12 protein-coding genes are annotated in these 14,889 nt (G+C 40.2%); 1 reads left to right on the top strand and 11 read right to left on the bottom strand.

The annotated features are described in order from the left end of the window. Positions 1-85 precede the first annotated feature (85 nt). A complete protein-coding gene (locus GBI66_RS16545; RefSeq protein WP_151716841.1) occupies positions 86-973 on the top strand; it encodes an AEC family transporter in 888 nt (295 codons plus the stop codon). A 17-nt stretch (positions 974-990) separates the two neighbouring features. Here GBI66_RS16545 and rdgB read toward each other — a convergent pair whose 3' ends face one another. The 11 genes from rdgB to GBI66_RS16490 all read right to left on the bottom strand — a co-directional run bounded on the left by rdgB (position 991) and on the right by GBI66_RS16490 (position 14,416). After that, entirely contained in the window at positions 991-1,614 is a 624-nt protein-coding gene (rdgB, locus tag GBI66_RS16540) for an RdgB/HAM1 family non-canonical purine NTP pyrophosphatase (protein ID WP_151716840.1), read from the bottom strand. Positions 1,615-1,728: 114 nt separating this feature from the next. Next, positions 1,729-2,196 (bottom strand): hypothetical protein, encoded by a 468-nt coding sequence (locus tag GBI66_RS16535; RefSeq protein ID WP_151716839.1) that lies wholly within the window; start codon positions 2,194-2,196, stop codon positions 1,729-1,731. Between the two features lie 96 nt (positions 2,197-2,292). After that, entirely contained in the window at positions 2,293-2,880 is a 588-nt protein-coding gene (locus GBI66_RS16530; RefSeq protein WP_005185094.1) for a tetratricopeptide repeat protein, read from the bottom strand. Continuing rightward, positions 2,877-3,470, bottom strand: coding sequence for a methionine biosynthesis protein MetW (metW, locus tag GBI66_RS16525; RefSeq protein ID WP_004804210.1), 594 nt, complete (start codon positions 3,468-3,470; stop codon positions 2,877-2,879). Before metW ends, GBI66_RS16530 begins: the two co-directional genes overlap by 4 nt. Further along, the gene (locus tag GBI66_RS16520) at positions 3,470-4,630 is read right to left on the bottom strand and encodes a homoserine O-acetyltransferase (RefSeq protein WP_004804212.1); all 1,161 of its coding nucleotides are present in this window, start codon (positions 4,628-4,630) and stop codon (positions 3,470-3,472) included. Before GBI66_RS16520 ends, metW begins: the two co-directional genes overlap by 1 nt. A gap of 126 nt (positions 4,631-4,756) precedes the next feature. Next, entirely contained in the window at positions 4,757-6,454 is a 1,698-nt protein-coding gene (gene leuA, locus GBI66_RS16515; RefSeq protein ID WP_151716838.1) for a 2-isopropylmalate synthase, read from the bottom strand. A 457-nt stretch (positions 6,455-6,911) separates the two neighbouring features. After that, positions 6,912-7,595, bottom strand: coding sequence for a Fe2+-dependent dioxygenase (locus tag GBI66_RS16510; protein ID WP_151716837.1), 684 nt, complete (start codon positions 7,593-7,595; stop codon positions 6,912-6,914). Positions 7,596-7,698: 103 nt separating this feature from the next. Continuing rightward, positions 7,699-9,966: a TonB-dependent siderophore receptor gene (locus GBI66_RS16505; RefSeq protein WP_151716836.1), complete on the bottom strand. Its 2,268-nt coding sequence runs from the start codon at positions 9,964-9,966 to the stop codon at positions 7,699-7,701. Between the two features lie 328 nt (positions 9,967-10,294). Next, entirely contained in the window at positions 10,295-11,386 is a 1,092-nt protein-coding gene (locus GBI66_RS16500; protein WP_171494330.1) for an alpha-hydroxy acid oxidase, read from the bottom strand. Then, on the bottom strand, positions 11,386-12,069 hold the full coding sequence (locus GBI66_RS16495) for a Fe2+-dependent dioxygenase (RefSeq protein ID WP_151716834.1): 684 nt from the start codon (positions 12,067-12,069) through the stop codon (positions 11,386-11,388). Before GBI66_RS16495 ends, GBI66_RS16500 begins: the two co-directional genes overlap by 1 nt. 97 nt (positions 12,070-12,166) lie before the next feature. Beyond that, positions 12,167-14,416: a catecholate siderophore receptor Fiu gene (locus GBI66_RS16490; protein WP_151716833.1), complete on the bottom strand. Its 2,250-nt coding sequence runs from the start codon at positions 14,414-14,416 to the stop codon at positions 12,167-12,169. Positions 14,417-14,889 lie beyond the last annotated feature (473 nt).

Genomic DNA, 14,889 nt, shown 5'->3' with positions numbered 1-14,889 from the left:
TTGCAGTTTTAAGACAACACATTTACCCAATGGTAAATAGTGCTAGCATAAGCGGCATATTAAGACATGATAAAAACAGATTGACATGACCTTTATTCTCCCCATAAGTGCCTTTGTTTTTGGGCTGCTGCTTGCTCAATTCAAAGTCGCGGAACAGGCAAAGAAAATCTTATCTTCCTTATTGGCGCGCTTATTTATTCCTGTGGTGATCATCTACAACATGGTGTTTTATCAGGCGGGTAGCTTTGCACTGATGGGATTTAGTTTCATTACATCGATTCTTCTATTTTACTGTTTTTTCCACTTCTCAAAGGATCGCTTACAAGCACTCTGTGTGAGTTATAGCAACATTGGCTGGCTGGGTTTTCCATTTGCCATCGCCTTATTTGGGGAGCAGGTCAGTGGTGCCATGATCGCACTGTATATTGGAGGTTCACTGTTTGGCAATATTTGGGCAGTTGCTGCGGTTTCAGAAGGGCCGACGGATTACCTTGCAACATTGCAAAAAGTACTGAAATCACCCCCTGTATTGGCCTTGTTCGCAGCCTTGGTTTTATGGCTGTTGGGAGGACATGATTTGCAGGACAATGCGCTGGTAGAAGGAGTGTATGAGATTGCTAAATTTGGGATGAGTTTTGCGGGCATGTGTATTTTAGGAATGTGGCTGAGACATACCCGTGTATATATGGCTGATCTGTGGCTGAGTACGCGAACCTTAATGTTCAAGCTCTTGTGTGGTGTGGTGATCTGTACATCGACCTATTATTTTATTGCGATTCCGCAGATTGAATCATTGCTCCCTGTGTTGTTCTTTTTATTTTGTCTGCCGCCTGCCGCTAATATTGTTGCGTTGGAAACTCATTATCAAGGTACAGGCGTTTCAGCTCGCTATATTGCTGCGGGAACCATCGTGAGCTGTGTGGTGATTGTGATCTATGGTCTATTGTTGCATATAAAAAATGCCCTCGTGTAGGAGGGCACTTTAGGGTTTTAAACCAGACTGGCTTTAAACAGCTGCATGGCTTGACCGCGATGGCTAATTTTATTTTTCTCAGCTTTGCTCAGTTCAGCACTCGAAACATTGAGTTCAGGTAGCCAGAATAAAGGGTCATAACCGAAACCATTTTCACCACGAGCTGCTTCTAAAATCTCACCTTTCCAGATGCCTTGGAAAATTTGTGGGAGTGGATCTTCTGCATGCGTGACCAGTGCGAGTACACACACAAACATCCCTTCAATGGCTTCACCGTCTTTACGCAAAGGCGCAAGATCGGCCAGCAGTTTTTGGTTGTTGGCAGCATCATGACCATGCTCACCCGCATAGCGGGCCGAGTAGATGCCTGGTGCACCACCTAAAATTGGGACACATAGTCCTGAGTCATCTGCGAGTGCTGGTTTACCTGAAAGCTTAGACGCATGACGTGCTTTGATAATGGCATTTTCAACAAAGCTGAGACCATCTTCAATTGCATCTTCAATATCGAGTTTGCCTTGAGGGATAATCTCGATAGGAAGATCAAGTTGTTGAAACAGATGTTCAAATTCGACCACTTTGCCTTTGTTATTACTTGCAAGGACAAGGCTGCCTTGGTTGAGCCATGGTTGGGTAGACATATCAGTTTTCAGATCAGTTTAGATTGAGTGGAATTTTAGGGGGTTTTTATTGAATTAGGTAGTGCTGAATTATCGTATTCTAAAAGTTAAGAGGAATTGCTTTTTTCCATATCTTTAACTCTGTCTAGATAAGAAATCTTTTAAATCGTTTATGAAATCTTTAAATACAGTATCTGGTTCAGAAGGCGTATATCCTTCAAAACTTAAGTAGAACTGGTCATCATAGTAATTTAATAACTCAAAAAGATCCTCATTCTCTACAGCCTTAGATAAAGCCAAGAGCTTCTGAAGAAAAGGAAATAGAAGCTCTTGGCTTTTAACTAACTCTAGATGTTTTTCAATATAATCTTTTAATAGGTTATTGACTGATTCCTTTGTTAAATCTGTATTAAATAGACTTCGGGATAATTGGTTAAAATAAGTTGTAATTTGTTCTGGTGTTGATAGAAAGCATATTTCTAAAGCTAAATCATTCGATGAATTTTTTTCTAATGTCTCAATTGCCCACCTTTGGATTTCTTCTGGTGTTATTGTTTCCAATTCTAGTTTTGCTTTGAATATCGCCTTTTCTATATCGCTCATTGAATAAACTTAATTAAATATGAATGTTATCAATATAATAAAAAACCGACTCTTACAAGTCGGTTTTTTATTATCACTCAATAGATTTAAATAAGATTATTGCGCTTGAATCCATTTATCAGCACGGTCACGTGCAGTACGAATCTGATCTTGAGTTAAGTTTGCAGCCAACGCTGTTTTCTTCCCTTCAGAAAGACTGATCACTTTGGTGTCGAGCATGCCATCACGGGTTGAAAGCTCATACCACTGGTAAGCGCCAACAAAGTTTTTCTTCTGCTCTTCCATCATTGCAAGATTAAAGCTGGCACGGTTGTCACCGTTGCTCGCCGCTTTCTCGAAATATTTACGTGCTAAAACTTCGTCTTTCTTAACGCCCATGCCATCGGCATACATACGACCAACATTCAATTGTGCTGCAGATAAACCTTGATCTGCTGCTGCTTTGAATAAAGAAAATGCTTGTTTTTCATCTTTAGCAACATCTTTACCAAACTGGTAACGGGTTGCTAAGTAAAACTGTGCCCCAGCTTGACCAGATTTTGCTGCGCTTTGTAACTCATTGATACCCATCACTGAGTATCGCGCTGCCTGCGTTGCAACCGATTGAGGTTGAGCAACATAGTCAGCGTGCGCTTGTATACTGATCAGACCAAATAAAAATGTGCTGATTAATGTCTTTTTCATAGAGCGCTCACTCGATAAATTGCGACTTCACCAAATAGGTTCGGCATATGCTTACTGAGCACACTACCTTGTTGGTCACCATTAACGGCAAGTCGATTAATAATTTTAATCCGATTCTCAGCACATAAGGCTTCAAAGTCACGGAAAGTACATAAATGAATATTCGGGGTGTTATACCACATATACGGTAAAGCTTCCGAAACAGGCATTTTCCCTTTCAATGCAAGAAAAGAACGTGTCTTCCAATATGCAAAATTTGGAAAAGTAATAATGGCCTGTTTGCCGACACGCACCATATCACGAAGTAATACATCAGGTGCATCTACAGCTTGCAAAGCTTGTGCCATAACCACAGAGTCAAAAGACTGGTCGGCAAAACGGCTTAAACCGAGGTTTAAGTCCTGTTGGATAATATTTAACCCCCGACTGATGGCAATTGCAATCTTTTCTTGATCAATTTCTAGACCATAGGCACGAATATTGTGCTGTTTGCTCATATGAGCCAGCAATTCACCATCACCACAGCCTAAGTCTAGCACGCTAGAGTTCGGGTTAATCCATTTTTCGGCGAGTCGTTGATCTATACGCATTAGTGCTGCTCCTGCGATGTCGATTGCAACTGTTGTTCTCCACCTAAAAATGCGCGTAGCGTTTTTACATACAGTGGAATAGGGAATAAGAACGAGTCATGACCTTGTTCAGCATCAATATCTAAGTAGCTGACAGGCTTATGATTATCAATCAAAGCATCGACCAGCTCTTGAGAGCGGCTTGGACTAAAACGCCAGTCTGTGGTAAATGAAATTACCAAAAATTGGCACTTCGGTTGACTCATTGCCTTCGTCAAAGAATGTTCATATTCACGCGAAGGGTCAAAATAATCCAAGGCCTTGGTCATAATCAAGTAAGTATTTGCATCGAAATTGCGGCTAAATTGTTCGCCTTGGTAACGCAAATAGCTTTCCACTTGGAATTCGACATCAAAACCATACATAAATTTGCCCGATTTTAAATCGCGACCAAATTTCTGTTTCATGGCTTCTTCAGACAAGTAGGTGATATGACCCACCATACGCGCCAAAATCAAACCACGTTTTGGATAACTGTCATTTTCCAGATAGCGACCATGATGGAAATCAGGATCAGATAGAATCGATTGGCGTGCCACTTCGTTAAAGGCAATATTTTGGGCTGATAATTTGGGTGCGCTGGCGATGATGGCGCATTTTTGTAATCGGTCTGGATAATCCAAAGACCATTGTAGAGCTTGCATACCGCCCAGAGAGCCGCCAATCACAGAATACCAAACTTTAACGCCTAAACGGTCAGACAGCATTGCTTGAGTTTTGACCCAGTCACGCACTGTGACTAATGGGAAGTCAGGACCGTAAGGGCGATTTTCATTTTCAGGATTTGGTGAGGTGGGACCAGTTGAACCACTGCATCCACCGATATTATTTAAGGAAACAACAAAGAAGTGATTGGTATCAATCGCTTTTCCAGGGCCAATACAGCTGTCCCACCAGCCTGCCTTCTTATCATCTTCATGATGATAGCCTGCAGCATGGTGATGTCCTGACAGCGCATGGCAAATCAGAATGGCATTGGATTGATCTGCATTGAGGGTTCCATAGGTTTCAACCATTAAATCGAAACGTGGCAATACGCGGCCACATTCAAGTTCTAAAGGTTGTTCAAATTGAAACTTTTGTGGTGTGACTAAACCCACTGAATCCGATGGAAAAGACACTGGAATGATTCGCCCTATAATAAATCATTAATAATAAAAGGATACCAATTCAGGTATCCTTTCAAAAGTCATTTTTTCTGATATTACAACTCAGCTTTACTGACGATTATGTGATATTTCACCTATCTAAACAGCTGCAGCAGCCACTTGATCGGTGGTTAATACCCCTTGTTGAATTAAACGGTTGGTACATGCAATGATGGCTTCGATTGATGAAGTTACAATGTTGTCATGTACACCCGCACCAAATGCGCTCTTACCTGTGCCTTTCACTTGAAGCTCAATCAAGGCAAGTGCTTTGGCATTGGCACCTGAACTGATACTGCGCTCTTCATAGTTCACCACATCAATTGGTAACTGCAAGGCATTCAACATGGCTGAGATCGGGCCATTACCTTCTCCGCGGAGACGCTGAATTTCACCGTCAATTTCAACGTCTAATTCAATGATTTGTGTACCATTGATATCTGACAATTGATAATGTTTGGTTTGATAATGGCTGTTCTTCACATCCACATAGGTATTTTCGAATAAGGTCCAGATTTCATGTGCACTGATTTCTGTACCATTTTCATCGGTATGCTGCTGTACGATCTGACTGAATTCGATTTGAACACGGCGTGGCAAGGCAACGTTGTAATTCGATTCCAATAAGTACGCAATACCGCCTTTACCTGATTGGCTGTTGACACGAATTACTGCATCGTAGTCACGGCCCAAGTCCTTTGGATCGATTGGTAAATATGGCATATCCCAGATTTCTTCGTTTTTCTGGAATTCAAAGCCTTTTTTAATCGCATCTTGGTGTGAACCAGAGAATGCAGTAAAGACTAAATCACCTGCATATGGATGACGAGGATGAATAGGTAAACCTGTACATTCTTCAACTGTTGCAATGATTTCATTGATATTTGAGAAGTCTAAGTTTGGTGCAACACCTTGGGTATACATGTTCAATGCAATCGCAGCAACGTCCACATTACCCGTACGTTCACCATTACCAAATACACAACCTTCTACACGATCAGCACCTGCCATAATCGCCAATTCAGATGCTGCGATACCACAACCACGATCATTGTGACAATGTACTGAGATAATCACGCCATCACGACGTGCTAAATTGCGGTGCATCCATTCGATTTGATCGGCATAGACATTCGGTGTCGATACTTCCACTGTTGCAGGCAAGTTCAAGATGACTTTATTGGTTGGCGAAGCTTCCCAAATTTCAGTCACAGCATCACAAACATCTTTGGCTACTTCTAATTCAGTTGCAGAGAAACATTCTGGGCTGTACTGGAAAATCCAGTCTGTAGCAGGGTATTGCGCTGCATATTCTTTGACTTTGCTTGCCGCATTAATGGCAAGTTGCTTTGAACCATTGGCATCGACGTTTAAGACTTTCTGGCGGAAGGTTGGTGAATTTGAATTATAGATATGCACAATGGCACGCTTTGCATCAACCAATGCTTCAAAAGTACGTTCAATCAAGTGATCACGTGCTTGCACCAACACTTCGATATAGACATCGTCGGGAATCAAATTTTCTTCAATCAATTTACGAGTAAAATCAAAGTCAATTTGAGAAGCTGATGGAAAGCCAATTTCGATGTGCTTAAAGCCGATTTTAACCAACATGTGGAACATTTTTAATTTTTGATCCATATCCATCGGTTCAAAAATCGCTTGGTTCCCATCACGAAGGTCAGTACTCATCCAAATCGGTGCTTGATTGATTTCATTATTCGGCCATTGACGATCTGGTAAATCCACTCGCTGGTACATACGGCGGTATTTTTTGCTTGGGTCAGCCAACATCATGAGAAAACTCCTTGTCGTAGCATGGTTGCTGAGTCAAATAAAAGGCAACGTGCTACAAATATATATGGTGTCTATAAGAATTAATTTAAAGCGAATTCGGGGATCGAGCGCCTAAAAATGTAGGCGAAAAATTTATACGCGCGCGAGGCGCAGCATCAGGAGAAGTGCAGCAAGATGTGTTGTATGAGACGGGTGGGTAAAGCCGCGATTTGTTTTCATCATCTACCATTCATATTGGGTATTTAATTTTGCAGTTATATTAATCATCTAACGATATTCAGTCTAGGCGAAAATACAGACGACTGCAAAGGTCTATAAAACATTTTAATTGGAATGAATGGGAAATATTTCCCTGTTTTTTGCACTATTTAAATTTTAATAGGAAAAATTTCCCGAAATTTTATCAATTAGAGATAAAAAAGTTATTTTTATCTCTAAGCTTTGAAAAGTATCCGAATTATAGCTCAGCCCACTTTCGCATGAGGTTGTGGTAAAGATTGGTCATTTTAATCACTTCTTGATGAGTGTCACCAAGCTGTACACGCAAATTTTGGATCGTCTGATCCAGTGTAAATAACATATTACGTTCAGCATCATCACGCACCATGCTTTGTACCCAAAAGAATGACGCTGTTCGGCATCCGCTAGTGATTGCTGTTACTTCATGTAGGCTTGAGGATGGGTAGAGGACCATATCACCCGCTGGTAATTTGACTTCGTGATAGCCATAAGTATCTTCAATCACCAGTTCACCACCTTCATATTCATCGGGTTCTGACAGGAACAAAGTGCAGGATAAATCAGTGCGTAAACGCTCTTTGGTCCCACGAATTCGACGAATTGAATTATCCACATGGAAACCGAAAGCTTCCTGATTTTCATAGCGATTAAAGAGTGGCGGAATAATATCGATAGGTAGGGCAGCAGATAGAAACAAGGGGTGCTTGCCCAACTCCTCTAAAATAATATTGCTAAGATGGTGTGTTAAAGGGTGATCTTCTGGTAGTTGTTGATTATTTTTGACTGTAGCAGAAAGTGTACCTGCGGTGACTTTGCCATTGGTCCATTCTATTTTTTCCATTTCTTCACGAAAGTACCGTACTTGTTCTTGGCTTAATACATTGGGAATATGATGGATCACGACACTTACCTTTGTGAAAACAATAAATGATAAAAAATAGCCTCATTATGAGGCTATTTTTGAAATAAAATCCATAAATATATTATGGGTTTTATTAAGAAGATTAGTATTTGAAGTTTACAGAGAGTACTGCACTGCGGCCCTCAGCTTCAGATGCATAATGAGATGCATAAGCTTTAGTGAAGTAGCGAGTATCAGACAGGTTATTGACATTAAGCTGTAAGTTCACGTTTTTATTCACGTCATACTTTGCCATTGCATCGTAGCGTACATAACCTGGAACCCATTTAGTGTTGGTTGCATTACCATAGACTTTATCCATTGCAACAGCACCAGCACCAATCGTAACTTGCGGCAATACTTTATAGGTTGTCCATAAAGTTGCTGAGTTCTTTGGAACGTTCGGTAATTGTTTACCTTTTGCAGCATTTTCAGGTGTACACACACCAGAACGGTTACAGCTTGGACCAGGATTGGTATTTTCGCTATCTAAATAGGTATAGCCAGCGCTAACAGCCCATTTATCAGTGATATAACCGTTTAAGCCAAGTTCGATACCGTCAACTTTACTGTCGCCACCATTGGTATAAGTGGTTGGATCAAGTTGGATACGCGTATTTTGCTTTTCTGTACGGAAAATGGCTGCTGTTGCATTGAGTTTATTGTTGAATAAATCCCACTTGGTACCAATTTCAAAAGTACGTGCTTTTTCTGGATCTAGATCTTTATTATTGGCATTTACAGCAGTTTCAGAACCATCTCCAGCATCAATACCTACAGGGTTTGCAGAAGTCGCAAAGCTTGCATAAATACTGCTATTTTCAGTTGGTTTAAAGGTTAAACCTGCTTGATAGCTGAAGAAGTCAGTATTGTTTTCTAGTTTAACGCCTGTTGCGTTGGTTTTTAATTCAGTATCAAACTTATCCCAACGTACACCTAAATCAAGTAACCATTGTGGTGTGATTTCGATATTATCGAGTAAGTAGACAGATGTCGTCTCAGATGTAGTCGTTGTAACAGCTTTGTTTGCAGTCACTGTTCCTAAGAAACGGTCATTTGAATTTGGGTTAGTGGTAGATGTACACCAGCCATTTGAAGCACTTAAACCTAAGCTACATGCTCCGTTCGCTACTGCACCGCCAATTGCACTGGTGTTTGAATCAGTAATGGTATAGCTACCTTTATCTGATTCAGCTTTACTGTATTCAGCACCCACATTAAAGCTATGTTTCAAGATACCTGTATTCAATTTACCTGTTAATGCGAGTTGGTCTGTAAAAGTATCAGTGTCTGTAATACGTGTATTTGCACGACGCCAGATACCTGTCTCTTTTAACTTGCCAGTTGCGGGGTCAATAAAGTTACCTTGGCTATCATCTGGTTGAGTCCAGATATAGTCATTTTTAGATTTATTATAGACAGCAGTGTTGCTAATCGTAATGTTATCAGTCAAATCATGTTCTAACTTGATTGTTCCAACTTGGTTTTCCTGTCTTTGGAAATCGCGATCTTTCCAACCGTAATAAATGCCTTTTTTAACATCAATTGGCTTCCCTGAGCCTGCGGCATAATTGTTTGGATTGTTATAAGGAATACCTGCATCAGGCGTATCATCTGTTTTTAAGTAGTAATAGCTTAAGGTTGCGCGAGTCGCAGTATCTAAGCCAAAAGTAATGCTTGGGGCAATACCTGCGCGTTTGTATTCAGCGCCATCATCACCTTGTCCCGCTTTATTATTATGGTGTCCCATAACAACAACACGAGCAGCAACACCATTACCGAAATCTTTATTACCATCAAGGGTAATACGTTGGTAATCATCTGTACCACCTTGTACAGATCCTTCTAGGGAGTCACCCTTTTTAGCAACTTTAGAAATAAGGTTAACGTTACCGCCTACTGAACCGCCACCACCTAAAGATGATGAAGAGCCTTTTGATACTTCAACTTGTTCAACTGCAAACATTTCACGATTTTGTGAATTGGCATTACGAATACCATCTACATACATTGAACTTTCAGAACTATAGCCACGAATGAAAGGGCGGTCACCGTTTGGGTTGCCACCTTCACCAGCACCTAACGTAATACCAGGAACAGTACGCAAAGCGTCACTTAACGTTGTAACTTTGGTGTCTTCAATTAATTGTTTTGAAATCACAGAAACAGATTTTGGTGTGTCCAGAAGTGGGGCAACAAATTTGCTGTTTGCAGATTTATCTACTTTGAGACTTTGTTCTTTTTCAGCTTGAGCATGAATTGTTGGAAGCTGAACTGCCTGATCTTGAGCAATCGCTGGTACTGCAATTACTGAAAGTGAAGAAGCAATTGCAGAAGAAACGAGTTTCTTCCGTGATTTAATAAAAGACATGAGCACGCCTAAGTATGTAAAAATTTATGCAAAGGATAATCATTGTCATTTCTATATTCATTTGTTTTGGATTGGTTTTTTCAATTGTTTCTAATTGTTACAATGGAAACTTAAATAATTTTTCGTCCTTAATTGTTCAAAAATGTTGTTAATTTGTTGATTTTTTTATTTAATCTAAAAAAACGATTGTGGTTTAAATATTGACGCTTAATTCTGATGTTATGATTTTTTTCATTTTACTAAAGTTTTATTTATATGATTTATCTTCAAAAGCCTGAAAGTGTTTTGAATATCAGTTTGTTAAGGTAACGAGACGCAGTAAAGCGGATTATTGATTAATAAAGTCATGGTTAATCTCTTGTAAAGTTGTTGTTCCCATTAAGGCCATGGTGACCTCAAATTCTTCCTTTAAGATTTTAAGTACATGGGCAACACCTAAGGCACCAGCCGTTGCCAAGCCATAAATATAAGGACGGCCGATCAGTACGATGGATGCGCCCAGTGCTATTGCTTTAAATATATCTGAACCACGACGAATTCCGCCATCTAACAGTAGGGGATAACTGACTGGAACAACGGCTCTGATTTTTTGTAGCGCAATTAATGGAGGAATAGTGGTATCCAGTACGCGGCCACCATGATTGGAAACGATCAGACCTGAAACACCATATTCGACCGCTTTCTTGGCATCCGCGGGATGCAATACACCTTTAAGGATCACTGGCAGTTTTGTATTTCTAATCAACCACTCAATATCCTCCCATTTTGGTGCTATTTTCATTAGACCTTGAAAAATAGGGTGCTCGTCAGCAGCCAAATTACCAATTTCTAAATCAACTGATGCATGTGGATGTGGCATTTCATTGGGAAGTTGAAAGAAGATTTTACGCTCTCGATCTCGGATACCTGTATGTGGCGCGTCGATGGTGATCACGATCGCTTTATAATTGTGTTGTTCTGCAAGCTGAATTAAAGCCAATGATTTTTCTCGGTTAGCTTGCCAATAAAGTTGAAACCATTTGTACGGATTCTCTTTATTCAAAGCTTCCATATGTGTGTTGCTTAATGTACTGAGGACAAAGTTACTCTGCATTAACTCAGCGGCAAGTGCTGTGGCTTGCTCCGCTTGAGGATGGAAAAGTGCCTGATGCCCAATGGGAGCAAGAAAAATTGGATGAGGGTAGTCCATCCCAAATAAATTGAGCCGAGTATTGCCCTGAGAAAAGTCATTTAAATGTCGTGGAATAAGATGAATATCTTGAAACTGGAGCTGATTTTCTTGCACGCTTAGTTCATGCATCGCACCGCCTTGTAAATAATGCCAAGTTGCCTCTGCCAAATGTTGTGAAGCTTGTTGCTCGTAATCCGCCACGGTTTGTAAATGAGCAGGGATGATGGTCAATGGCGGAAGAGGTGACATTAGAAAATCCCCCATTGTCTTAATAAGTTGTGATAGTGACTGGTCAAATCAACCACTTCCTCAGTATCACCAAGCTGCTGTCTTAGTTTTAGAATAGTCATATCTAAATTAAACAGCATGGTACGTTGCCAGTCATCTTTGACCATGCTTTGAATCCAAGTGAAAGCGGCAATTCGACTGCCTTGAGTGACGGGTTCAACGCGATGCAGACTTGTGGACGGATATAAAATCGCATCACCCGCATCTAGCTTAACCTCGTGGCTGCCATAGGTATCTTCAACAATCAGTTCTCCACCTTCGTATTCATCGGGTTCGGATAAAAAAACCGTAATAGAAACATCGGTGCGAATCATTTGTCCTGTTTTTGAAGAAGCCTGAACAGCGCTGTCGACATGATTGCCATAATTGCCCAGATTTTGATAGCAATTAAACATTGGCGATAAAATATGTTGAGGCAGGGCGGCTGAACGTAACAGTAAGTTGTGTTGTAAAGCATTTAGAACAGACTGACTTATGGATTGATAGATTTCACTATGGATATCGATCTGTAAATTATTTTTAGTTTTCTGAGCTTGTGCACCTGCGCTTTGAGCACCATTGATCCATGCTGAGGCTGGCTGCATTTGTTGGCGTAGTTCTAACACTTGTTGTTTACTGAGTAGCTCAGGAATGTGCAACATCATATTTAAAACCCTTCAAAAAAGTACAGCCTGTCGAAAAAGTATACCTTTTCTGACAGGCCGAGTTCATCTATTCAATCTTCAATTTTGATTGAATAATTTAGAACTTATAGTTGAATGTTAATGCTGCTGAACGAGGTTGACCGAGCACAAAACGGCTACCACCATTGTTCAATGCGCTGATGTAGTCTTTATCTGCTAAGTTATATACATTCAGGTTAAGTGACGCATTTTTATTGAAGCTATAACCTGCCATTGCATCAAATACAACATACGATGGAACTTTTGGCATATTGGCTGGCGCAGTGCTGTCGGTAATGACACGTTTTTGTTCATCTACATAGCGTGCACCTAAGCCTACTTTAAAGCCAGCGATGTCATAAGTTGTCCATAATGTTGCAGTCCAATCAGGTGACCAACGAACAGAATCTGTTACGGTTTTTTCTCCAGTCGTACCAAAGCTCTGTTGGTTTTTTTGCTTGGTTTTCATGTGGGCAACACCCGCAGAAATATTCCACGCATCGGTAATTTGTCCCACAACACCAAGTTCAACACCTTCAACTCGTGTTTTACCTTCTTGAACAGATTCTTTGGTAATTGGGTCAGTGGTAAATTGGTTTTCATTTTCTGTGCGATAAACGGCAGCGTTTAATGCCAGTTTATTTTTCAACACATCCCATTTTGCACCCACTTCATAGTGGTTGGTTTCTTGGGGCTTGGCAGCTGAACTATTAATGCCTGTATCTGAAAGCCCAAAGTTTGCACTACCTGGAGGTGTGAGTGATTTTGCATAAGATGCATAGACACTGCTGTTTTCAGTTGGCTTACATAAGCTGCCCAATTTCCAGCTGACTAAAGTGTCATGTGCTTTTAAATCTGTTGGTGTTTTTGTTACAACACCAGTTGAAGAGTTGGTTGCAACTGTCAGTGCTTCATAGTCTGTGTGATAGTAATCTACACGGACCCCACCATTAAATTGTAAACGGTTATTCAATAATTTAATGGTGTCAAATAAATAAGCTGCGGCTGTATTGGTTTCACCATCAGTGTATGCACCCGTATAAACGAGTTTAGGCATAACATCATAATGATTTGGATTATATAGATTTGCCGGTTTTGTTGATGGGGCAGGAATTTGTCCTGGTGCTTGGGTTGATAATGTACGAGAAATTTGCTGTTCTTGTAAGAATTCTAAGCCTGCAACCAGATCATGTTCTACTTCGCCAGTTTTAAAATTCACATTGAGTGATGAGGTATTGGCAAGAATTTTATTTTCTTGATCGACACCTTGATGTGAACGGGAAATCGTCCATGCATCTGGATTGTTTGATCCATTCTTGTTTAAGGCATTAATACCTGTTAATGCACGATTCATTTGTGACTTACCGTAACGAGAAGTATTGGTAAATTTAATTTTATCGCCAAAATCACTTTCAACTTTTGCAGTCACCATATCAGCGTCAATATCTTCATAGTCATTGACACTGCCATAGTAATTCGAACGATCAACTTCTTTTGCCTTATTTAAATCGGCATCAGCATTGTAGAAGCCTTTCATCCCAACTGTAGGAATACCACCATCAGGGATATTATTTTGGCGAACATGCTGAGAATATAGGTAGAAACGTGTGTCTGTATTGAGACCGAAAGCAATCGAGGGAGCAATTGCCCAGCCATTATTTTCTAAAACATCGCGGCCTTCAACACCGCCGTCTTGTCCCATTACATTTAAACGAACTGCTGTGCTTTCATTAATTGCTTGATTGATGTCTGCAGTTAAGCGTGCATTTTCAGCAGTATTGTAACGTGCTGAAACTTCACGACTACTTTCAGCCTTAGGTAACTTGGTGACTAAGTTGATATAACCCGATGCTGCACCGCGACCAGCTTCAGAACCAGAAGGGCCTTTTACAACTTCAATTTGTTCTAAGTTAAATACATCACGGCTGACGGCACCGAGATCACGAATACCATCGACGTAGGTAGAGGTTTGGGTCGAGAAACCACGCATCTGGAAAGTATCACCTGCGCTGGTATTACCATTCTCACCCATTTGTAGTGTGATGCCTGGGGTGTTACGCAGTGCTTCCATTAATGATGCAGCACCTTGTTCCTGTAACAGTTCTTTTTTGATGACTTGTACAGTTTGAGGTGTATCGAGTAGGGGTTGTGTATATTTTGGAGAGCTAACAGTATCTACTTTATAGGTATTTTCTGCATTTACTTCAATTGTTGGAAGTTTTGCCACACTTTCTTCTTTAGGGGCAGCATGTGCCGCTAGAGGAAGACTTGCTGCAAGCGCAACTAAAGGTGTGGTACGAAAATGTTTACGACTTTTGATTTTTGCCATTGAGAGAACCCCTGAAATTGAAGTGGTGAATGACAGAACTTTCAACCTGATGAAACTTTTACAGAAAAAGGAGTAAAAGTAGATTAATTGTTAATCTATGTAACAATATGTGCGAAGTCTATTGATAATTATTATCGTTATCAATAGCTTTAGCTTCTGTGTAAAGAGCTGTATATGTTTATTGTTTTGAAATTTAAAGATATTTTCTCGAATTGGTATTAATGATGAATAGTTGTGCAAAATGATAATGTAGTGATGGTTATATTTAATGTGTTGATATAAAAGTATTTATTTGAATTTTTATTTAATTTAAGGGTTGGTCTTAGAGGGTCAAATATCTGAACATAAGGGGCATAGAGTAGGGTTCGGATGAGCTTTATATGAATGTTTTGGTGCTAGGTGTGGATAAGGAGGAATTCATTGCAGACTTTAATAAATCAAAAAACCCTGCATTTGCAGGGTTTTTAACATCA

This window comes from Acinetobacter sp. TUM15071 (genome assembly GCF_008980925.1).
In the GTDB taxonomy this organism is placed as follows: Bacteria; Pseudomonadota; Gammaproteobacteria; order Pseudomonadales; family Moraxellaceae; genus Acinetobacter; species Acinetobacter dispersus.
Note: the sequence above shows the minus strand (reverse complement) of the source record. Positions and strands in the feature narration are given on the sequence as shown.